At 75.4% G+C, this 20,483-nt stretch carries 19 protein-coding genes and 2 riboswitches; of the genes, 4 read left to right on the plus strand and 15 right to left on the minus strand.

The features are described 5' to 3' along the window. Window positions 1-20: 20 nt before the first annotated feature. A complete protein-coding gene (locus ACIBPC_RS12460) occupies window positions 21-1,877 on the plus strand; it encodes an AAA family ATPase (protein ID WP_398843535.1) in 1,857 nt (618 codons plus the stop codon). A gap of 218 nt (window positions 1,878-2,095) precedes the next feature. Here the strand turns inward: ACIBPC_RS12460 and ACIBPC_RS12465 are convergent, their stop codons facing one another. The 8 genes from ACIBPC_RS12465 to ribD all read right to left on the minus strand — a co-directional run bounded on the left by ACIBPC_RS12465 (window position 2,096) and on the right by ribD (window position 8,046). Next, entirely contained in the window at window positions 2,096-2,563 is a 468-nt protein-coding gene (locus ACIBPC_RS12465; RefSeq protein WP_398843537.1) for a PH domain-containing protein, read from the minus strand. Beyond that, window positions 2,560-3,408 (minus strand): ATP phosphoribosyltransferase, encoded by an 849-nt coding sequence (hisG, locus tag ACIBPC_RS12470; RefSeq protein ID WP_362958771.1) that lies wholly within the window; start codon window positions 3,406-3,408, stop codon window positions 2,560-2,562. Before hisG ends, ACIBPC_RS12465 begins: the two co-directional genes overlap by 4 nt. Window positions 3,409-3,479: 71 nt before the next feature. Next, on the minus strand, window positions 3,480-3,752 hold the full coding sequence (locus ACIBPC_RS12475) for a phosphoribosyl-ATP diphosphatase (protein ID WP_362958768.1): 273 nt from the start codon (window positions 3,750-3,752) through the stop codon (window positions 3,480-3,482). A gap of 13 nt (window positions 3,753-3,765) precedes the next feature. Then, window positions 3,766-4,278 (minus strand): 6,7-dimethyl-8-ribityllumazine synthase, encoded by a 513-nt coding sequence (ribH, locus tag ACIBPC_RS12480; protein ID WP_362958765.1) that lies wholly within the window; start codon window positions 4,276-4,278, stop codon window positions 3,766-3,768. A gap of 34 nt (window positions 4,279-4,312) precedes the next feature. After that, window positions 4,313-5,635 (minus strand): bifunctional 3,4-dihydroxy-2-butanone-4-phosphate synthase/GTP cyclohydrolase II, encoded by a 1,323-nt coding sequence (locus tag ACIBPC_RS12485; protein ID WP_398843540.1) that lies wholly within the window; start codon window positions 5,633-5,635, stop codon window positions 4,313-4,315. Further along, window positions 5,632-6,294, minus strand: coding sequence for a nicotinamide mononucleotide transporter family protein (locus tag ACIBPC_RS12490; protein WP_362958760.1), 663 nt, complete (start codon window positions 6,292-6,294; stop codon window positions 5,632-5,634). Before ACIBPC_RS12490 ends, ACIBPC_RS12485 begins: the two co-directional genes overlap by 4 nt. Continuing rightward, window positions 6,291-6,935, minus strand: a complete 645-nt coding sequence (locus tag ACIBPC_RS12495; RefSeq protein ID WP_398843543.1) for a riboflavin synthase — start codon at window positions 6,933-6,935, stop codon at window positions 6,291-6,293. The genes ACIBPC_RS12490 and ACIBPC_RS12495 overlap by 4 nt, the downstream gene beginning before the upstream one ends. A gap of 1 nt (window position 6,936) precedes the next feature. Beyond that, window positions 6,937-8,046, minus strand: coding sequence for a bifunctional diaminohydroxyphosphoribosylaminopyrimidine deaminase/5-amino-6-(5-phosphoribosylamino)uracil reductase RibD (ribD, locus tag ACIBPC_RS12500; RefSeq protein WP_398844351.1), 1,110 nt, complete (start codon window positions 8,044-8,046; stop codon window positions 6,937-6,939). A 169-nt stretch (window positions 8,047-8,215) separates the two neighbouring features. After that, window positions 8,216-8,346: riboswitch (FMN riboswitch) on the minus strand. A gap of 107 nt (window positions 8,347-8,453) precedes the next feature. After that, window positions 8,454-8,543, plus strand: a riboswitch (ZMP/ZTP riboswitch). 21 nt (window positions 8,544-8,564) lie between these two features. On the opposite strand from ribD, the gene ACIBPC_RS12505 reads away from it, so the two are divergent. Continuing rightward, on the plus strand, window positions 8,565-9,449 hold the full coding sequence (locus ACIBPC_RS12505) for a bifunctional 5,10-methylenetetrahydrofolate dehydrogenase/5,10-methenyltetrahydrofolate cyclohydrolase (protein ID WP_398843545.1): 885 nt from the start codon (window positions 8,565-8,567) through the stop codon (window positions 9,447-9,449). Here ACIBPC_RS12505 and ACIBPC_RS12510 read toward each other — a convergent pair. Next, window positions 9,439-10,641: an ROK family transcriptional regulator gene (locus tag ACIBPC_RS12510; RefSeq protein WP_398843547.1), complete on the minus strand. Its 1,203-nt coding sequence runs from the start codon at window positions 10,639-10,641 to the stop codon at window positions 9,439-9,441. The genes ACIBPC_RS12505 and ACIBPC_RS12510 overlap by 11 nt on opposite strands. Before the next feature lie 112 nt (window positions 10,642-10,753). On the opposite strand from ACIBPC_RS12510, the gene ACIBPC_RS12515 reads away from it, so the two are divergent. Further along, window positions 10,754-11,980 carry an MFS transporter gene (locus ACIBPC_RS12515; RefSeq protein ID WP_398843549.1) on the plus strand — a complete coding sequence of 409 codons (1,227 nt, stop codon included), beginning with the start codon at window positions 10,754-10,756 and terminating at the stop codon, window positions 11,978-11,980. A 46-nt stretch (window positions 11,981-12,026) separates the two neighbouring features. Here ACIBPC_RS12515 and ACIBPC_RS12520 read toward each other — a convergent pair whose 3' ends face one another. The 3 genes from ACIBPC_RS12520 to ACIBPC_RS12530 all read right to left on the minus strand — a co-directional run bounded on the left by ACIBPC_RS12520 (window position 12,027) and on the right by ACIBPC_RS12530 (window position 14,921). Continuing rightward, entirely contained in the window at window positions 12,027-12,485 is a 459-nt protein-coding gene (locus ACIBPC_RS12520) for a phospholipase A2 (RefSeq protein WP_362958748.1), read from the minus strand. 230 nt (window positions 12,486-12,715) lie between these two features. Next, window positions 12,716-13,408: a class I SAM-dependent methyltransferase gene (locus tag ACIBPC_RS12525; protein WP_398844354.1), complete on the minus strand. Its 693-nt coding sequence runs from the start codon at window positions 13,406-13,408 to the stop codon at window positions 12,716-12,718. A gap of 73 nt (window positions 13,409-13,481) precedes the next feature. Next, the gene (locus tag ACIBPC_RS12530; RefSeq protein WP_398843552.1) at window positions 13,482-14,921 is read right to left on the minus strand and encodes a GuaB1 family IMP dehydrogenase-related protein; all 1,440 of its coding nucleotides are present in this window, start codon (window positions 14,919-14,921) and stop codon (window positions 13,482-13,484) included. Between the two features lie 244 nt (window positions 14,922-15,165). On the opposite strand from ACIBPC_RS12530, the gene ACIBPC_RS12535 reads away from it, so the two are divergent. Then, window positions 15,166-16,116 carry an LLM class flavin-dependent oxidoreductase gene (locus ACIBPC_RS12535; RefSeq protein WP_398843556.1) on the plus strand — a complete coding sequence of 317 codons (951 nt, stop codon included), beginning with the start codon at window positions 15,166-15,168 and terminating at the stop codon, window positions 16,114-16,116. A 991-nt stretch (window positions 16,117-17,107) separates the two neighbouring features. On the opposite strand, the gene ACIBPC_RS12540 is transcribed toward ACIBPC_RS12535, so the two are convergent. The 3 genes from ACIBPC_RS12540 to ACIBPC_RS12550 form a co-directional block, all read right to left on the minus strand. Then, window positions 17,108-18,094 (minus strand): sugar-binding domain-containing protein, encoded by a 987-nt coding sequence (locus ACIBPC_RS12540; RefSeq protein WP_362958738.1) that lies wholly within the window; start codon window positions 18,092-18,094, stop codon window positions 17,108-17,110. Window positions 18,095-18,254: 160 nt separating this feature from the next. Beyond that, window positions 18,255-18,929, minus strand: coding sequence for a ribulose-phosphate 3-epimerase (gene rpe / locus ACIBPC_RS12545; protein WP_398843559.1), 675 nt, complete (start codon window positions 18,927-18,929; stop codon window positions 18,255-18,257). Between the two features lie 44 nt (window positions 18,930-18,973). Further along, a complete protein-coding gene (locus tag ACIBPC_RS12550; protein ID WP_398843560.1) occupies window positions 18,974-20,401 on the minus strand; it encodes an RsmB/NOP family class I SAM-dependent RNA methyltransferase in 1,428 nt (475 codons plus the stop codon). Window positions 20,402-20,483: the final 82 nt, after the last annotated feature.

The raw sequence follows: 20,483 nt of genomic DNA on the forward strand, positions 1-20,483 counted from the left end.
GGCAGGCGTGGTTACCCGTTGTGGGGGTCGTCATGATTTCTGGCACACACGGCGCACGTGACACTCACGATCACATTCCCCGCCACGCGGCCGACCTCGCCTGGCTGCGCGGCGTGGACGCGTACGCGGCCGGGGCCTACCCGGAGGCGGAGGAGGAGTTCCGCGCGGCCGTGCGGGAGGACCCGGGCATGGCCGACGCCTGGCTGGGGCTGCACGCGCTGCGCACCGACGTGCCGGTGGCGCTGCGGCAGATGCACCGGCACCGCGCGCGGTTCGGCGAGCAGCGGCGGCGGCACGGGCGCCCCCTGACGTCCTGGTACTGGCTCGGCTGGTGGGTGCAGCCCGTGCTGGAGACCGAGCGCGACCTGCTGCTCGCCCACGCGTCGCAGTTGCTCGACGGGCGGCGGATGGCGGAGCTTGACCAGGCGCTCACCGACTGCCCGCCGCCCGAGTCGGACCCGTACGCCCGCTTCCTGCACGCCTGCCGGTGCTACCTGTCGAAGGACTGGGAGGGGCTGTACCGCTACACGGCCTCGCTCACCGAGGATCCGCAACTCGGCGTGGAGGCCGGGCTATTCGCTGGCATGGCCCGCGTGCGGCTGGAGATGTACGACCAGGCGGAGCCGCTGCTCGCCACCGCGCTGACGCGCTGCCGCAGCGAGCTGCCGCAGCGCAAGGAGCTGCGCTACTGGCTCGGCCGCGCCCGCGAGGGCACCGGGCGCACCGCGTCGGCGATACCGCTCTACCGGGCGGTGCACCACGCCGACCCCGAGTTCATGGACACCGCGCTGCGGCTGGCCGCGCTGACGGCGGAGGACCCGGACGCGGCCCAGATGCCCGCGCCCGGCGGGGCCGTGCGCATGCCGTCGCCCGGCACACCGGCGGGCGACGGGCGGTCGCGGACGGCCGCGAACGGCGGCGCGGGCGGCCACGGCGGCACCGCCCCCGCCGCGGCCGCGTCCCCCGCCGCCGACCCGGCGCTGCTGGCACGGACGCTGGACGAGCTGGACCGCATGGTGGGCCTCGAACCGGTGAAGGAGCAGGTACGCGCGCTGTCCGCGCAGCTGCGGATGGCGCGGCTGCGCTCGGGCCAGGGCCTGCCGGTGCAGCCGCCGAAGCGGCACTTCGTGTTCTCCGGCCCGTCCGGCACGGGCAAGACGACCGTGGCGCGCCTGCTCGGCCGGGTGTTCCACGCGCTGGGGCTGCTGGCGTCCGACCGGCTGGTGGAGGCGCAACGGGCGGACCTCGTCGGGGAGTTCCTCGGGCAGACGGCGGTGAAGGCCAACCGGCTGATCGACTCGGCGCTCGGCGGCGTCCTCTTCATCGACGAGGCGTACAGCCTGGCGCACTCGGGCTACAGCAAGGGCGACGCGTACGGCGACGAGGCGCTCCAGGTGCTGCTGAAGCGGGCCGAGGACAGCCGGGAGCACCTGGTGGTGATCCTGGCGGGCTACCCGGAGGGGATGGACCGGCTGCTGGTGGCGAACCCGGGGCTCGGTTCGCGCTTCTCGACGCGGGTGGAGTTCCCGAGCTACCGGCCGTCCGAACTGACCGCGATCGGCGAGCTGCTGGCCGCCGGGCAGGGCGACGTGTGGGACGCGGAGGCGCTGGAGGAGCTGCGCAGCATCGCCGGGCACGTGGTGGCCGAGGGGTGGATCGACGAGCTGGGGAACGGCCGTTTCCTGCGCACGCTGTACGAGACGTCCTGCGCGTTCCGCGACATGCGGCTGTCCGAGTCGAGCGGGGCGCCCACGCGCCAGGAGCTGTCCACGCTGCGGCTGCCCGACCTGATGCAGGCGTACGGCGAGGTGCTCCCGGCGCGCGGCAGGACCACCCGCCCGCCCGAGGGCGAACTCCCGCCGCTCGGCCCGGCGTGACGGAAACGGATGCCGTTCCCCGCCCCTGGGCCCGGACCGGCGGCGGCACCGTCGGTCGCGGAAGCACGCACCGCCCGCCTCGGCCAGAGCGCGCCGTGCAGGGGGCCCGCTCCACCGAGCATGCGCGCGGGTCGGACCGGCGGCGGGAGTGCGTGGCGCCCGTCCCGGTGCATTCCCGCCGCTCGGCCGCCGCGACAGTGCGGCGCCTGTCGGTGCCGTCAGTCCCTGGGGGACGCGCCGCCGGTCTCGGCGAGGGCCCGCAGCGTGCGGGCCTGTTCCATGGAGCGTGCGCGCGAGACGCCCGGCTGGATCGCCATGACGGCGAGGACCGTGCCGTCGGCGAGGTCGAGCGTCACCCAGGGGTCGCCAGGACGCAGCGTGACGCGGACGATCTGGGCCCAGGCGAGCCGCCGGGTCGTGGTGAGGTTGACGACGGTGACGCCGTCGCGGTCGGCGGTGACGCGCGGCCTGGCCAGGAGGAGGGTCACGCCGAGGACGAGCAGCCCGCTGCCGACGAACGCGGCGCGGTCCCCCGTCCCCCAGACGACGGCGCCCTGGGCCGGGAGGAGGAAGGCGATCACCGTCATGACGGCGAGGACGCTGAAGCCGATGGCGAGCAGGACGACCCGCGTCACGGTCGGCCGGAACGTGACGGGCAGCGGTGCGGCGGCGGCCTGGGCGCTCACAGGCGGGCGGCGTGGATGCCGGTGGTCAGGATGGCGCGGGCGCCGAGGTCGTACAGCTCGTCCATGACGCGCTGGGCGTCCTGCACCGGGACCATCGAGCGGACGGCGAGCCAGCCCTGGTCGTGCAGCGGCGAGACGGTCGGGGATTCGAGGCCGGGCGTGAGGGAGACGGCCTTGTCGACCAGTTCGGCGCGGATGTCGTAGTCCATCATCACGTAGCGCCGCGCGACGAGGACGCCCTGGAGGCGGCGCAGGAACTGGCGGACCTTGACCTCCTGCGACTCCCCGCCGACGCGGCGGATGACGACCGCCTCGGACTCCAGGATGGGCGTGCCGATGATCTCCAGGCCCGCGTTGCGCAGGGTCGTGCCGGTCTCCACGACGTCGGCGATGACCTCGGCGACGCCGAGCTGGATGGCCGTCTCGACGGCGCCGTCGAGGTGGACGACGGACGCGTCCACGTGGTGCTCGGCGAGGTGGCCCGTGACGACCCCGGCGAACGAGGTGGCGATCGACAGGCCGCCGAACTCGCGGACGTCGGTCACGCCGCCCGGCCGGGTCGCGTACCGCAGCGTGGAGGCGGCGAAGCCGAGCTGCATGATCTCCTCGGCGTCGGCGCGGGAGTCGAGCAGCAGGTCGCGCCCGGTGATGCCGATGTCGAGGCGGCCGGAGCCGACGTAGATGGCGATGTCGCGGGGCCGCAGGTAGAAGAACTCGACCTGGTTCTCCTGGTCGATGAGGACCAGTTCCCTGCGGTCCTTGCGCTGCCGGTAGCCCGCCTCATGGAGCATGGCCGCCGCAGGCTCGGAGAGAGACCCCTTGTTGGGAACGGCGATGCGCAGCATGGACGGGCTTCTTCCTTCGCGTGGCGGGAACGGGGGTGTGCGGGGCGCGCCGTACGGCTCGGACGGGCGGCTCAGAGGTGAGCGTATACGTCGGCCGGGGAGATGCCCCGGGCGACCATCATGACCTGGAGGTGGTAGAGGAGCTGGGAGATCTCCTCGGCGGTGCGGTCGGCGCTCTCGTGCTCGGCGGCCATCCACACCTCCGCCGCCTCCTCGACGACCTTCTTGCCGATCGTATGGACCCCGGCGGCCACCAGTTCGGCCGTCCGGGAGGTACTGGGGTCCGCGGTGGCGGCCTTGTGCCGCAGCTCGGCGTACAGCTCGTCGAAAGTCTTGTTGGCCATGGTGGGTCCAACCCTACGGCCTGCCGGCGGTCGCGACGCGCGCGGGTCGGGGCAGCTCGCGCAGCAGCGCGGCGGTCGCGACGGCGGCGGTGGCGGCCTCGTGCCCCTTGTCCTCGGCGGAGCCCGGCAGTCCGGCGCGGTCGAGCGCCTGCTCCTCGGTGTCGCAGGTGAGGACGCCGAAGCCGACCGGGACGGCGTGCTCGACGCTGACGCGGGTCAGGCCCTCGGTGACGCCCTGGCAGACGTAGTCGAAGTGCGGGGTGCCGCCGCGGATGACGACGCCGAGCGCGACCACGGCGTCGTACCCGCCGCGTGCCAGCGCCTCGGCGGCGACGGGCAGTTCGAAGCTGCCGGGCACGCGCAGGACGGTGGTCTCGGCGACGCCGATCTCGTCCAGGGCGCGGCGCGCTCCGGCGAGCAGGCCGTCCATGACGGTCTCGTGCCACTGGGCGGCGACGACGCCGACGCGCAGGGGCGCCGCGCCGGTCGTGTCGGGGGTGATCTGGGGGGCTCCCTTGCCGCTCACGGCTTCTCCTCGGGGCTGGGTGGGGTGGATGGGCTCACTGGTTGGCGCAGGCGCAGGCGCCGACGGGGGCGGGCGCCTGGTCGAGCCAGGGCAGGTCGTGGCCCATGCGGTCGCGCTTGGTGCGCAGGTAGCGGAGGTTGTGCTCGCCGGGGGTGACGGGCACGGGCTCGCGGCCCGTGACGCGCAGGCCGTGGCGGGTGAGGGCGGTGGCCTTGTCGGGGTTGTTGGTCAGCAGGCGGAGGGAGCGGACGCCGAGGTCGGCGAGGATGCGGGCACCGGCGGCGTAGTCCCTGGCGTCGGCGGGCAGGCCGAGGTCGAGGTTGGCGTCGAGGGTGTCGCGGCCGCGTTCCTGGAGTTCGTAGGCGCGCAGCTTGGAGAGCAGGCCGATGCCGCGCCCCTCGTGGCCGCGGAGGTAGAGGACGACGCCGCGGCCCTCGGCCTGGACCCGTTCCATGGAGGCGCGCAGCTGCGGGCCGCAGTCGCAGCGCTGGGAGCCGAGGACGTCGCCGGTGAGGCATTCGGAGTGGACGCGGACGAGGACGTTCTCGCCGTCGCCGATGTCGCCCGCGACGAGGGCGAGGTGCTCGGCGCCGTCGGCGGCGGCGCGGTAGCCGTACGCGCGGAACGGGCCGTGCTCGGTCGGCAGGGACGTCTCGGCCTCGCGCCGCACGGCGGGCGTGGCCTCGGCGCCGTCGGCGAGGGCGCGCCGGTGGGCGATGAGGTCCTCGATGGAGATGAGGGCGAGGCCGTGCCTGCGGGCGAACGCGCGGAGGGCGGGCAGCCGCAGCATCGTGCCGTCCTCGCCCGCGATCTCGACGACGGCGGCGGCCGGGCGCAGGCCCGCGAGGCGCGCGAGGTCGACGCCCGCCTCGGTGTGTCCCGGGCGGACGAGGACGCCGCCGGTGCGGGCGCGCAGCGGGAAGACGTGTCCCGGCCTGGCGAAGTCGCCCGGGTCGGCGGCGGGGTCGGCGAGGAGGCGGATGGTGGCGGCGCGGTCGGCGGCGGAGATGCCGGTGGTGACGCCGTGGGCGGCGGTCGCGTCGACGGAGACGGTGAAGGCGGTGGCCATCGACTCGGTGTTCTTGTCGACCATCTGCGGCAGGTCGAGGCGGTCGAGGTCGTCCGGTTCCATGGGCACGCAGATCAGGCCGCGGCACTCGGACATCATGAACGCGACAGTCTCGGGCGTGATCCGCTCGGCGGCGACGACGAGGTCGCCCTCGTTCTCCCGGTCGGCGCGGTCCACGACGACGACGGGGCGTCCGGCGGCGATGTCGGCGACGGCGCGCTCCACCGGGTCGAGGGGGGCCTCGGCCGGGTCGCCCGGGGTGGCGGGGTGCGGGGCTGCGGTGGTCATGCGGGGGCTCCCTCCAGCGGTGCGTGCACGGGCTGTGCGGCGGTACGGGAGCGCCGCCACCAGTCGCGCATGCCCCACAGGACGAGGACGAAGTAGACGATGTAGACGAGTCCTGAGAACGCCAGGCCGCTGTGGAAGTTCAGCGGGACGCCGACGAGGTCGACCAGCAGCCAGGCGAACCAGAACTCCACCAGGCCGCGCGCCTGCGCGACCATCGCGACGAGCGTGCCGACGAAGATGTACGCGTCGGGCCACGGGTTCCACGACAGGTCGGGGTAGGCGGTGAACAGGCCGCCGACCAGCGCCGTCCCGCCCGCGGCTCCGGCCAGGAGCAGGGCGCGCTCGCGCCAGGTGGCGAAGCGTACGGTGATCGCGCCGTCGCCCGTGTCCCGGCGTCCGGCGCGCCACTGCTGCCAGCCCCACAGGGCGAGGGTGATGACGACGAGCTGCTTGCCGACGCCGCCGCCGAGGTTCGCCGACGTGTAGGCGGCGATCAGGATGACGCCGGAGAGGAACTGGACGGGCCAGGTGAGGACGGAGCGGCGCCAGCCGAGGGCGAGCGCGGCGAGCCCGGCCAGGTTGCCGATCATGTCGGACCAGATGACGTGCTGGCCGAACGCCTCGAACGCCGTGGAGTTGAGGGAGTCGACGAAGCTCACCGCGCGCTCCCCTCGGGCACGGCCGCGTCGTACGGGTGGGCGGGCGCCTGCGCGCCGTGGGCCAGGAGGCGTTCGACGTACTTGGCGAGGACGTCCACCTCCAGGTTCACCGCGTCGCCCGGCTGCCTGCGGCCGAGGGTGGTCAGCGCGAGGGTGGTGGGGATGAGGCCGAGGGTGAAGCGGTCGGCGCCCGCCTCGACCACGGTGAGGCTGACGCCGTCCACCGTGATGGAGCCCTTGTCCACGACGTAGCGGGCGAGGTGCGCGGGGAGCGAGACGGTGACGCTGTCCCACTGGTCGCCCGGTGTGCGGTCGAGGAGGGTCGCGACGCCGTCCACGTGGCCCTGCACCAAGTGGCCGCCGAGCCGGCCGCCGAGGGCGACGGGGCGTTCGAGGTTGACGGGGTCGCCGGGCGCGAGGCCGCCGAGCGTGGAGCGGCGGAGTGTCTCGGCCATCACGTCGGCCGTGAACGCGTGCTCGCCTGGCTCGACGACGGTGAGGCAGACGCCGTTGACGGCGATGGAGTCGCCGTGGCCGCTGCCCTGGGTGACGACGCTGCCGCGCAGCCGCAGCCTGGCCGAGTCCCCGATGTGTTCGAGGGCGATGACCTCGCCCAGTTCTTCGACGATGCCGGTGAACAAGTCAGTTCTCCTTGGCGGGCTCGTGGCGGGTGGGAGCGGCGGCGGCGAGCGGGGCGGCGCTGACCCGCAGGTCGGGGCCGACGCGGGCGACGTCGGTCACGCGCAGGCGCAACGCCTCGGTGATCGTCGTGATTCCCGCGCCGTTCAGGACGGTGGGCCCCGCGCCGAGCAGCGCGGGGGCGAGGTAGGCGGTGACGGCGTCCACGGCCCCGGCGGCGGCGAACGCCCCGGCGAGCGTGGGGCCGCCCTCCAGCAGGACCGCGCGGACGTCGCGCTCGTGCAGCGCGGCGAGGAGTGCGGTGACGTCGAGGCCGGGGCCGTGGGCGGCGCGCGGCAGGCGGACGACCTCGGCGTGCGCGGCGAGGTGGTCCGTACGGTCGCTGGGCACGTCGTCGGCGACGGCGACCAGGGTCGGGGCGGCGCCGTCGAGGACGCGGGCGCCCGGCGGGACGGCGCGGGCCTCGGTGTCGGTGACGACGCGCAGCGGCTGGCGGGCGCCGGGGACGCCGCGGACGGCGAGGTGCGGGTCGTCGGCGCGGGCCGTTCCCGAGCCGACGAGGACGGCGTCGGCCTCGGCGCGCAACCGGTGCACGTCGGCGCGGGCCTCGGGGGAGGTGATCCAGCGGCTGGTGCCGTCGGCGGCGGCGACGCGGCCGTCGAGCGTGGCGGCGTACTTCCAGCGCACGTGGGGGCGGCCGAGGCGGACGGCGGTGAGCCAGGCGGCGTTGACGGCCTCCGCCTCGTCGGCGAGCAGGCCGCCGCGCACGTCGATCCCGGCCTCGGCGAGGAGGGCGGCGCCGCCGCGCGCGACCGGGTTCGGGTCGGCGACGGCGTAGACGACGCGGGCGATCCCGGCGTCGGCGAGGGCGCGGGCGCAGGGGCCGGTGCGTCCGGTGTGGGCGCAGGGTTCGAGGGTGACGAGGGCCGTGCCGCCGCGGGCGCGGCCGCCCGCCGCCGCGAGGGCGTGGACCTCGGCGTGCGGGCCGCCGGCGCGCTGGTGCCACCCCTCCCCCACCGGGACGCCGTGCGCGTCGAGCACGACGCAGCCGACGACGGGGTTGGGGCTGGTGGCGCCGAGGCCGCGCGCGGCGAGCGTGACGGCGCGCCGCATCGCCTCGGCCTCCGGGCCTGCGGGGGGCTGCGCTGCTGGGGCGGCCACCGGGTCTCCTGCCTCTCAGGGCACGACTCCGGGGCTTCCTGGACCGACGGAACGGACGCGGGGCCACGCGGGAGCCACCGGGCGGACCCGGGGCGTCACGGCGGACACCGCACCTGTTCCGCCGCGCACTGCCTCCCATCCGGACTTTAACCGTCGGTCCAGGAATCTCACCTGGTCAACCGGCCGCTGGCAGCGGCCGGGTCGCGGACTGTAACCGCCGGTTCGGACTTTCACCGACCCCGGAGTGCGCGTTCGTCACTGGTACGCCTCCAGTCTGCCACGCGCGTCACGCGGCCATGCGGGCGTGTGGTCCGCGTCACAGACGACCTCGTGAGGTCGCGCGTGCGGGGATAGGCTGTGCGGCGGGCCGCGACTGGCGCTGAGGTGGAGCACCACCGGGGAGCGGCCCGGCACCCGACTGCCTGCTGCCGCGCGCCTGGGCGACTCGTGACGAGGCCCGGGAGTACGCCATGACGCTGGATTCCGCACCCCCCACCGCCCGCCTGATGGACGGCACGGGACCGGCCCGCCGCATCGTGGCCGAGAGCGCCGCGGCGGCCGACCGGATCACGCGCCTGACGGGTACCGCGCCCTGCCTGGCGACCGTGCTGGTCGGCGAGGACCCCGCGTCGGTGACGTACGTCCGGATGAAGCGCGCCCGCTGCGCGAAGGCCGGCATCCGCTCCGTGCACGTGGCGCTGCCCGCCTCGGTGACGACGCGTCGACTGGTGGCGGCGGTCGAGGAGTTGTCGCGTGACCCGGCGGTGCACGGCATCCTGCTCCAGCACCCGGTGGGCGCGGGGATCGACGAGCGGGCGGCCTTCGAGGCGATCGCGCCGGAGAAGGACGTGGACGGTGTGACGGCCCGTTCGTTCGCCGCCGCGGGCCTCGGCCTGCCCGGCTTCGCCTCGTGCACGCCCGGCGGGATCATGCGGCTGCTGGACGAGTACGGCGTGGAACCGGCCGGGAAGCACGCGGTGGTGGTCGGGCGCAGCCCGATCCTGGGCAGGCCGGTCGGGATGCTGCTGCTCGGCAGGGACGCGACGGTGACGTACTGCCACTCGCGGACGGTGGACCTCGCCTCGCGCGTGCGGGAGGCGGACGTGCTCGTCGCGGCGGTCGGGAAGCCGCGGTTCCTGCGCGGGGAGGACGTCAAGCCGGGGGCCGTCGTGATCGACGCGGGCTACAACCCGGGGAACGTCGGGGACGTCGACTTCGAGTCGGCGGCCCGCCGGGCGTCGCTGATCACGCCGGTGCCCGGCGGTGTCGGACCGATGACGATCGCCGTGCTGCTGGAGCAGACCGTACGGGCGGCGGCGCGGCAGCTGGGCGTGCCGGAGGCCGTCAGCGGGTGACGGCCGGGCCGAACAGGTCGTCGCGCGCCGCGTCGAGCGCCGTCACGAGGCCGCCGCCGAGCACCGCGCTGCCGCTGACGGTCGCGGGTCGGATCTCCGTCTCCAGCGGGGAGAACGCGCACAGCCGCCGGGCCACGAGGTCCGCGAGCGTCCGCCCTCCCGCACGGCCGATCTCCCCGCCGAGCACGACGCACCCCGGGTCGACGACGGCGACGAGGCCCGCGATGCCCATGGCGACCCGTTCGGCCAGCTCGCCGAGGAACGCCCCGGCCGGTCCTCCGCCCGGCGCGGCGGCGGCCTCGCGGACCAGGGCCTCGGCGGCCGTCACGTGGTCGCCCGGCGCGTCGAGGCCGTGCCCGCGGGCGAGCCGCCTGACGACGGGGGCGGCGGCGAGCGCGTGGAAGCCCGCGTCGCAGTCGACGGCCGACGGCATCCCGCCGGTGCCGGGGACGGGAAGGAAGGCGACCTCGCCCGCGCCGCCCGTGACGCCGCGCCACAGCGTGCCGCGCAGGACGAGAGCGGCGCCGAGGCCGTGCCCGAGCCACAGGAGGGCGAAGGTCTCGCGGTCGCGCGCGGCGCCGACGCGGTGTTCGGCGATCCCCGCGAGGTTGACCTCGTTCTCCAGGTGGACGGGGCCGTCGAGGCGGGCGCGGAGTTCGGCCAGCAGCGCGGAGTGCCAGCCGGCGAGCGAGGTGCACTGCCGCAGGGCGCCCGTGGCCGGGTCGGCGAGCCCCGGGGCGCCGAGGACGGCGGTGTGGACGGTGGGGATGCCGTGGCCCTCCAGGGTCTCCTCCAGCGCGGCCAGGACGGTGCCGACCGTGGACGCGCCCGTGTCGTCGCCGTCCTGGGGAACGGGCAGGGTGCGGCGGGCGACGGTGTGCCCCGCGAGGTCGGCGAGGGCGAAGGCGACGCTGTCGGTGCGCACGTCGAACGCCGCGACGTGCGCGCGTTCCGCCGCCAGTCCGTAGAGCCGTGCCTTGGGGCCGCGGCGCTCCTCCCCCGCCTCGCCGACGTCCCGGACCAGGCCGTCGCGTCCGAGGCGGCCGAGGAGGTCGGCGACGCTGGGGCGTGACAGGCCCGTCAGGTCCCGCAGCCTGGCCGCCGTGAGGGGGCCCTCCTCGGCCAACAGGTCAAGGGCGATGCGGTCGTTGATGGCGCGGGCCGTTCTCGGCGTCGCGGTGCGCGCGGTCATGCGGTGATCCTCGCAGACGGAAACGGGTTTTCTATCAGGAAGCCTTCCTGATAATTTACCTCCGACCGGCGCACCGGTCGCTCCGCGCCCTCACGAGAGAGTCGAACGCCTCATGTCGCAGCCCCTCGCCGCGCCCGACCGGGACCGGATACGCCGTGCCCGGCTGGCCGTCGGCGTCGTGTTCACCCTCCACGGCTCCGTCAGCGGCAGCTTCGCCACCCGCCTCCCCTGGCTCAAGGACCAGCTGGACCTGAGCACCGCCGCCCTGGGCCTCGCCCTGGCCTTCCCCGCCGTCGGCGCCGCCCTCGCGATGCCGCTGGCCAGCAGCGTCATGCACCGCTTCGGCGCACGGGCAGCGGTCCGCGCGCTGCTCGCCCTGTGGACCTGCTCCCTCACCCTCCCGGCGCTCGCGCCGAACATGCCGGTGCTCTGCCTGGCCCTGTTCGCCTTCGGCGCGACCGCCGGCATGGCCGACGTGGCGATGAACGCGCAGGGCGTCGAGGTCGAGCAGCGCTTCGGCCGGTCGATCATGTCAGGACTGCACGGCCTGTGGAGCGTGGGCGCCCTGCTCGGCTCAGCCGTCGGCGTCGGCGCCGTGCACGCCGGTCTCGACGCGCGCGTCCACCTGCCGCTCGTGGCACTCCTGCTGACGGTGGCCGTGCCCCTGGCGTGCCGGAGCCTGCTGGACACACGCCCGGCGCCGGACGAGGAGCCCCCGCCGCGCTTCGCCCTGCCGCCGCGTTCCGCCCTGCTCATCGGGGCCGTCGGGATGTGCGCCATCCTCGCCGAGGGCGCCAGCATGGACTGGTCCGGCATCTACCTGCGGGACATCACCGACGCGTCGGAGACGATCGCGGCGGCGAGCTTCACCGCGTTCGCCTGCACGATGGCCCTGGCGCGGCTGGCCGGGGACGCGGCGGTACGGCGGATGGGCGCCGTGCGCACGGTGCGCTTCAGCGGCGTACTGGCGGTCACCGGCGGGCTGTTGATCGTCACCGCCCGGAACCCGGTGCAGGGCACGGCCGGTTTCGCGCTGCTGGGCATCGGGATCGCGGTGGTCGTGCCGCTGGCCTTCGCCGCCGCCGGGCGCAGCGGACCGAACCCGAGCCAGGCCATCGCCGGTGTGGCCACGGTGACCTACACGACCGGGCTGATCGCTCCCACGCTCATGGGGATGATCGGCGATCTGGCCTCGCTGCGCGCCTCGTTCGCGGTGGTCACGGCGGGGGTGGCGGTCTTCGGGCTGGCGGCGGGCGTCCTGGGCACCGGGTCGCGCGGCGGGGCCCCGGTCGCGTCCGACCGGAGCGCGGCGGACGACGGCCGCCGGGTGGCGGGCTGACGGCAGCGGGGGCCGGCGGTCGTCCGCGCCGGCCCCCGTACCCGCGTCACCCGAAGGCGCGGACCGCCTGGTAGTACGTCCAGGCGAGGCCGTCGCAGGCGGTGCCGGTCGCTCCCGAGTAGCGGTCGCAGACCCGCTGGAGGTCGGCGTAGAAGGCGCTGTCGAGCCGGGACTTGTTGGCGTCGAAGGTGCCGAGCGCCTTGTAGTTCCGGTAGCCGAAGTCATGTCGTGCGCATGACACCTCAAAGGGGAAGCCGAACGGGTTGTCCGGCGAGGTGGAGCAGTAGTCGGTGCTCCAGTCGAAGGCGTAGGACGCCCAGGACGACTGGCTGCCCCTGGCGGAGAGCCAGGAGTTGTAGCTGGCCGCGCTGGTCTGGGTGAAGCCGGACAGCACCTGCGGCTTGTCGGCGGGGGCGGCGGTCGCGGGACCGGTCGAGGCGGCGACGGCCCCGAGGGAGAGGAGTGCGGTCGTGAGAGCGGTGACGAGCCGGCGGCGTACGCGCATGGGGGGACCTCCGGGAGTCGGGACGGCCCGCTGCAACGGGCCGCGCTTCCGGACTCCGAAGCTACGGGGCGGTAACCCGATGCTCAACCCCTTGGACGTGCACAACAGTTGGACTCGCGTAGAACTCCGGGCGCGCGGCACCGGTGCCGTACTCCGCGCAACCGCCGTACGCAGGACCGCCGTTGCTGTCGCGACCGGGTACGCCCCCTCCCCCCGGGGCCGTGCCGCGCTCAGGCGGCCGGGCGCGCCCGCAGCCAGGTGCGGTCGGGCGCGAGGTACCGGTCGAGCGCCAACCCCGCCTCGGCCAGCGCCCGTTCGAGCCCTTCGTCGGTCCAGCGGTAGGACAGGAAGGTCTGCGTCCACGTCGCGTCGGGGAACTCGTACTCCACCCGGACCGATGACAGGGCGGGGCCCGCCGGGTCCGCCGCGGCGACCCGGACGAGCCCGTCGCCGGTGCGGCGCTCGCGCGGCACGTCCAGGTGCCAGTCCGCGCCCTCGCGCTGGATCAGCACGCAGCCGCCCTCCGCCGCGTACCGGCGGCAGGTCCGCAGCATGCCGCGCCGCACGGCGGGGTCGCCGTTGTGGACGAGGAAGGAGCCGAGGACGACGGCGTCGAAGCGCTCCTCCCCCAGGTCGAGCGTCTCGATGGCGGAGCGCACGGTCCTGGCGCCGCGCACGTGGGCCAGCATCTCGGGTGACTCGTCCACCGCCGTGACGGTGAAGCCGCGTTCCACCAGCGGGTGGGTGATCCGGCCGACGCCGCAGCCCAGTTCGAGGAGCGTCGCGCCGGGCGGCACGGCCGACGCGATCACGTCCGGCTCGTCGCCGGGCGCGACGCGGAGGTACATGTCGACGGCGCAGCCGTCCGGTGTGATGGCGCCCGGGCCGGTCCCGCCGTACCCGGGGCGCTGGTTTCCGTCCATGCGCTCCAGCACACCACGGGCCACGCGCGGCACGGAAGTACCGGGCGCGGCCCTGGTGTTCACCGGCGGGGGGTCACTGCCAGCTGGCGTGCAGCGGCTTGCCCTCCGCGAAGCCCGCCGCGCTCTGCACGCCGATGACGGCCCGCTCGGCGAACTCCTCCAGCGTCGCCGCCCCCGCGTAGGTGCACGAGGAGCGGACGCCCGCCACGATCGAGTCGATCAGGTCCTCGACGCCGGGCCGCGCGGGGTCGAGGAACATGCGGGAGGTCGAGATGCCCTCCTCGAACAGGCCCTTGCGCGCCCGGTCGTACGCCGACTCGTCGCTGGTGCGGTTGCGCACGGCGCGCGCCGACGCCATGCCGAAGCTCTCCTTGTACAGCCGCCCGTCCGCCGCCTGCTGGAGGTCGCCGGGCGACTCGTGGGTCCCAGCGAGCCAGGAGCCGATCATCACGTTGGACGCGCCCGCCGCGAGGGCCATCGCCACGTCGCGCGGGTGCCGCACGCCGCCGTCGGCCCAGACGTGCTTGCCGTGCCGCCGCGCCTCGGCGGCGCACTCGAGCACCGCCGAGAACTGCGGGCGGCCGACGCCGGTCATCATCCGCGTCGTGCACATCGCGCCGGGGCCCACGCCGACCTTGACGATGTCGGCGCCCGCCTCGATCAGGTCGCGCGTCCCCTCGGCCGACACGACGTTGCCCGCGACGACCGGGACCGCCGGGTCGAGGGCGCGGACGCCGCGCAGCGTGGAGATCATCGACTCCTGGTGGCCGTGCGCCGTGTCCACGACCAGGGTGTCCACCCCGGCCGCGAGCAGCGCCTCGGCACGCCCGGCGACGTCCCCGTTGATCCCGACGGCGGCGGCGACGCGCAGCCGCCCGCCCGCGTCGGTGGCGGGCGTGTAGAGCGTGGCGCGCAGGGCGCCCTTGCGGCTGAGGATGCCGACGAGGCGGCCGTCGGGGCCGACGGCGGGGGCGATCTTGCGGTGCGCGGCGTCCAGGATGCCGAACGCCTCGCGCGGGTCGAGCGCCGCGTCGATGACGAGGAGATCCTTCGACATGACCTCGCCGAGCTGCGTGAAGCGGTCCACGCCGGTCAGGTCCGACTCGGTGACGATGCCCACCGGCCGCTCGGCGGAGACGACGACGCCCGCGCCGTGCGCCCGCTTCGGCAGCAGGGCGAGCGCGTCGCCGACCGTCTGCGTCGGCGCGAGGGTGATGGGGGTGTCCAGGACGAGGTGGCGCCGCTTGATCCAGCCGATGACCTCGGTGACCACGTCGAGCGGGATGTCCTGGGGAATCACGGCCAGTCCGCCGCGCCGGGCGACCGTCTCGGCCATCCGGCGGCCCGCGACGGCCGTCATGTTCGCGACGACGAGCGGGATGGTGGTGCCGGTGCCGTCCGGGGTGGCGAGGTCCACGGCGAGGCGGGAGCCGACCGCGGAGCGGCGCGGGACCATGAACACGTCGTCGTAGGTCAGGTCGTACGGGGGTGCGGAGTCGTTCAGGAACTTCATGCTCGCTCTCACCTGCTGCTGGTTCGTTCTGGCGGGTGGGGAGCTGCGGCTCCTAGGCCATTATCACCGATGACCGTACAGACGGACGAACGGTTGATATGGCCGATTCGGGACCGGCCGGGCGGAGGGGGCGCCGGCCGTCATCGCCCGTTCGGGTGAGTCTGGCCCGTGGACGCGCCGGGTAGGCATCGGCGGCCGGTGGAACGGCGGCCGGCGCGACCAGGGGACGGAAAGGCGCAGCGACATGAGCGGTACACAGGCACACCCCCGCCGGCTCAGCTTCGGCATCAAGACCACCCCGGCGCACATCGGGTACGAGGACATCGTGCGCGTGTGGCGCGAGGCCGACCGTGTGCCGTCCATCGAGCACGCCTGGCTCTGGGACCACCTGGTGCCGATGTTCGGCCCGGCGGACGGCCCGGTGCTGGAGGGCTGGACGCTGCTGTCGGCGCTCGCCGCGCGCACCGAGCGGCTCGGCCTCGGCCTCCTCGTCTCGGGCAACCGGGTCAGGCCGCCCGCGCTGCTGGCCAAGATGGCCGCGACCGTCGACGTGATCGCGGGCGGGCGGCTGACCGTCGGCCTCGGCGTCGGGGCGACCCGGCGGGCGGACGGCGGCAGCGGCGGCGTTCCGGCGAAGAACGCGGCGGTGGACGAGTACGCGGCGTACGGCATCACGCCGGTGGGTCCCGCCGAGGGCGTCGCCAGGCTCGCCGAGTCCTGCGCGATCCTGCGGCGCCTGTGGACCGAGGAGCGGGTGGACTTCGACGGCGCGTACTACCGGCTCGCCGGTGGCCACTGCGAGCCGCGCCCCGCCCGGCACCTGCCGCTGCTCGTCGGCGGCACGGGCACCCGTACGCTCCGGGTGGCCGCCGAGCACGCCGACGTGTGGAACGCGCCGGGCCCGCCGCACAACGACGTCGCGTTCCTCCGGGAGCGCGCGGCCGTGCTCGACCGGCACTGCGCGGACATCGGCAGGCCGCCGGAGGACATCGTGCGCTCGGTCCAGACCCATGTGTTCTGGGCCGACCCCGAGCGGACGCGCGCGACCGTGCGGGAGCTGGTGGACGCCGGGTTCGGCCACATCGTGCTGAGCCTGACGCTGCCCCTCCCGGCATCCGCCGCGCACCGGGTGGCCGAGGAGATCATCGAGCCGGTCCTCGCCGAGCACCGGACGGTGCCCGCGCACGCAGGCTGAGGCGCCGCCGCGGCGGTGCGCACGGCCGTGGCAAGCGAAGCCGAAGCACGCTGTGTCGAGAACCGGGACCCCCCGAGCGCCGCGCGGCGGCACCCCCACCGGGTGTTCTCCGGAGCACTTGTCCTTGCGGCCGGGGCGGCCCGCCTGGCCTCCCCGCGCCTGGTTTGCGCGGGCGTTGCCTGCGCTGCTGCGGGGATCCGCCCTGCGGGGGTCTCCTGCGGGTCTTCTCTTCCCGGGAGGCGGGGTACGGGGTAGTGCCCGCCTGTGCCGCGCCGCACGCCCCGCAGCGGCAGTCGTACGCAGCGCAACGCCGTTGGGGCGGCCCGGTAATTGACCCGGGCCGGTCCCGTGCGAGAGGCGGGGGCCGCGGCGTGTGCGCCGTACCCTCAGCGGCGCGGCGTCACTGCGGCGGGCCGCCAGTGGGTGCCCTTGGCCGGGCGTGCGCGGGGGAAGGGCGGTGGCGGGTCCGCGCCACACTCCGCAGTGGCCCCCGGCACGCGGCGCAACAGCATTGCGGCCCGGCAGTCGACCTGGGCCGGTCCTGCGCCGACGCCTGCCGCGGGTCCACGGCTTACGGCGGTCTCAGGGGCCGGGCACCGCGACCGCCGGGCCGGCTGTGCGCGGCGGGGCGGGGCGCGCGGTCCCCGACCGCCGCGGCGATCGCCGTCCCGCCGCCGAACGGCTCACGACGTGATCCGGCCCCTGGCACGACAGGCGCCCGGCCACGGCCCCTTCGGCCAGGGCAGCAGTTGCTGTGCCGTCACATCGCGCGTACGCGGGCCGAGTGGGATCCGCGACGCTGCGACGCATCCGACAACGCGGTCCGGCCCGACGAGATCCGGAGGACGGACTCCGGGGCTCGTCTTCCCCCACGCCCCCTCAGGTGCGTGCGAGCGCCCGGCACCGGACCGTCCTCGCAGCGGCCGTACGGGGGGCGATGCGGCAGCACAGCGAAGCGCGTCGCGCACAGGACGCCCCCCGGAGCGGGACCCTAGGCCGCGTCGGGGTCCACGCGTTCCAGCGCCGGGCGGCGGCCGGGCGGCTGGGCCAGCAGCCGGTCGGCCGCGGTGATGTCGGTGACCAGGCTGGTCACCAGGCCGGAACGCAGCACGGCGCCGATCGCGTCCGCCTTGCGCCGGCCCCCGGCGATCGCGACGACCTCGGGTATCCGGCGCAACCGCTCCGCCTCGACGGTGATGCAGCGCTCGCCGAGGTCCCGGCCGATGCGGCGGCCGTCCGCCGCGAAGAGGTGCGCGGACATCTCCGCGGCGATGCCGAGCGACGCGTAGTGCCGCCGCTCGTCGTCGCCCAGCATGTCGAGGACCGTGGAGACGCCCGGCTCCCAGGAGCCGATGGACACGGCCGCGATGGTGACCTTGTCGAAGTACTCGAACGCCGACGCGATCCCGGTCTGCCGCCGCAGCGCCGCCGCCGTGGTCGTGTCGGGCAGCAGCATCGGCGCGTAGATCGGGTGCGCCTCGCCCCCGGAGACCGCCGCCGCGCGGCGCACCGCCTCGACGGAGCCACGCTCGGCGGTGCCCGCGTCGTACACACCCGTCAGCTGCACGACCGTGCAGGGCGGCAGCGAGCGCAGCGCCTGCGCCATGTGGATGGTGGAGCGGCCCCAGGCGAGGCCGAGGACGTCGCCCTCGCTGACCAGTTCGCCGAGCAGCTCCGCCGCCACCTCCCCGAGGTGCTCGGGGTCGGGGGTGTCGTCCGCGGTCTCGGCCTGGGACTCGGCGACGACGACGTGCCGCAGGCCGTAACGGGCGCGCAGGGCGTCGGAGCGCTCCGCGTCCAGCTCGGCGGGGACCCGGATCTCGATGCGGACCAGGTCGTGCTCCACGGCCGATTCGAGGACCCGCGCCACCTTGAACCGGCTCACGCCGAACTCGTCGGCGATCTGGATCTTCGACTTGCCCTCCAGATAGAAGCGGCGTGCCATGGCCGCCGCCTGCATCAGTTCGGCGGGCCCCATCCGTGGGGCTGACCTCCCGGTCGGCACCGCACTCACCTCACTGTCCTCCGCTCCCGTGTCCCCGCTCACACACCGTTTCCTCATCCTCGCAGATCCGGGGAGCGCCTGGTCCGTACCGGGCGCGGCGGGGGCGGCGCGCTGCCGGATCGACGTCCGCCGTTCACCCCCCGGTGGCCCGTGCGGCCGCCTCCTCGGCCTGGCGCCGCAGCGCGCCGACGGCGGCGGCCGGGTCGTCGGCGCCGTAGACGGCCGACCCGGCGACGAAGACGTCCGCGCCCGCCTCGGCGCAGCGCTCGATGGTCGTGGCCGAGACGCCGCCGTCCACCTGGAGCCACAGCGGCAGTCCGTGGCGCTCGATGAGCTGCCGGGTGCGGCGGATCTTCGGCAGCATGACGTCGAGGAACGCCTGCCCGCCGAACCCCGGCTCGACCGTCATGATCAGCACCATGTCCAGCTCGGGCAGCAGGTCCTCGTACGGCTCGATCGGGGTGGCGGGCCGCAGTGCCAGCGAGGCGCGCGCGCCCTTGGCGCGGATCTCCCTGGCGAGCCGCACCGGCGCCGCGGCGGCCTCGGCGTGGAAGGTGACGGACCCGGCGCCCGCCTCCACGAACGCCGGGGCCCAGCGGTCGGGCTCCTCGATCATCAGGTGGCAGTCCAGCGGGATGTCGGTGGCCTTGGCCAGGGCCTCGACGACCGGGACGCCGAGCGTGAGGTTGGGGACGAAGTGGTTGTCCATGACGTCGACGTGGAGCCAGTCGGCGCCCCGGACGGCCTCGGCCTCCTCGGCGAGCCTGGCGAAGTCGGCGGACAGCAAGCTGGGGTTGATCTGTGCCATGGGCCAAGTATCCCCGCAGTGCGCGGCCTTCCGGCGCCGGGTGATCACGCGGTGCGGCGCAGCAGGGTCAGGTGCATCGCGTCGGTGCCGTGGCGGTGGGGCCACAGCTGGATGTCCGGGCCCTCGCCGAGGCCGGGGACGCCGGGCAGCACCGGCCGGGCGTCGATGCGTTCGGCCGCCGTACCGCCGGGCTCGTCCAGCACGTCGGACACGACGAACCGGGTCTCGGCCAGGTGCGGCGAGCAGGTCGCGTAGCCGACGACGCCGCCCGGCCTGACGGCGGCCAGGGCCTCGCGCAGCAGGCGCCGCTGGACGGCGACGAGTCCGTCGATGTCCTCGGGACGGCGGCGCCAGCGCGACTCGGGGCGCCGCCGCAGGGCCCCGAGGCCGGTGCACGGGACGTCCACGAGGACGCGGTCGAACGAGCCGGGCCGCCACGCGGGACGGGTGCTGTCGGCCGTGACGACCTGGTAGGGGCCCGGGTTGCCCGCCAGGGCGCGCGCGACGAGGCGGGCGCGGTGCGGCTGCCGCTCCGCGGCGACCAGGGCGGCGCCCCGTTCGGCCGCCAGCGCGGCGAGCAGCGCGGCCTTGCCGCCGGGGCCCGCGCAGCCGTCGAGCCAGCGGGTGTCGGGGCCGGTCAGCGGCGCGTTGGCGAGCGCGAGGGCGACGAGCTGGCTGCCCTCGTCCTGCACCCCGGCCCGCCCCTCGTGCACGGCGGGCAGCGCGCCCGGCTCCCCGCCGTCCGCGAGCCGCACGGCGTACGGGGACCAGCTGCCGGGTTCGGCGCTCGGCTCCTTCAGCAGCTCGTCCACGGTGCTGCGGCCGGGGCGGGCCGCCAGGGTGACGAGCGGCCGCTCGTTGTCGGCCGCGAGCAGCGCCTCGATCTCCTCCCGGCCGCCGCCGAGCGCGTCCCACAGAGCGGAGACGACCCAGCGCGGGTGGGCGTGGACGAGCGCGAGGTGGGCCTCCGGGTCGTCGTCGTACGGCGGCGCGACGCGGTCGAGCCAGGCGTCGAGGTCGTGCGCGGCGACGCGGCGCAGCACCGCGTTGACGAACTTGGCGCGCCCGTCACCCACGACGCAGCGGGCCAGTTCGACGGTGGCGCTGACGGCGGCGTGGGACGGGATGCGGGTGCCGAGCAGCTGGTGGGCGCCCAGGGACAGCACGTCCAGCACGGGCGGGTCCACGTCGCGCAGCGGCCGGTCCACGCACGCGGCGAGGACCGCGTCGTACGTGCCCTGGCGGCGCAGCGTCCCGTAGACCAGCTCGGTGGCCAGGGCGGCGTCCCGCGCGTCGAAGCCACCGTCGCCCGGCGCCTCCTCCTTCGCCCGCGCGAGCAGCGGCGGGAGCACCAGGTTGGCGTAGGCGCCGCGTTCGGCGACGGCGCGCAGGGCGTCGAAGGCGAGGATGCGGACCGGGTCGCGGCGGGGGCGGCGGTAGGGCCTGGGCTGGCGGCTTTGCCGGCTGCTCACGTGAGGGGTCACTCCGGTGGGTGCGCGGGCTGGTCCCGCTCGGATGGTCAAGCCTACGACCACACGAACGGCGCGGGCTGTG

The sequence above is a fragment of the Streptomyces sp. NPDC049879 genome, assembly GCF_044461265.1.
In the GTDB taxonomy this organism is placed as follows: domain Bacteria; phylum Actinomycetota; class Actinomycetes; order Streptomycetales; family Streptomycetaceae; genus Streptomyces.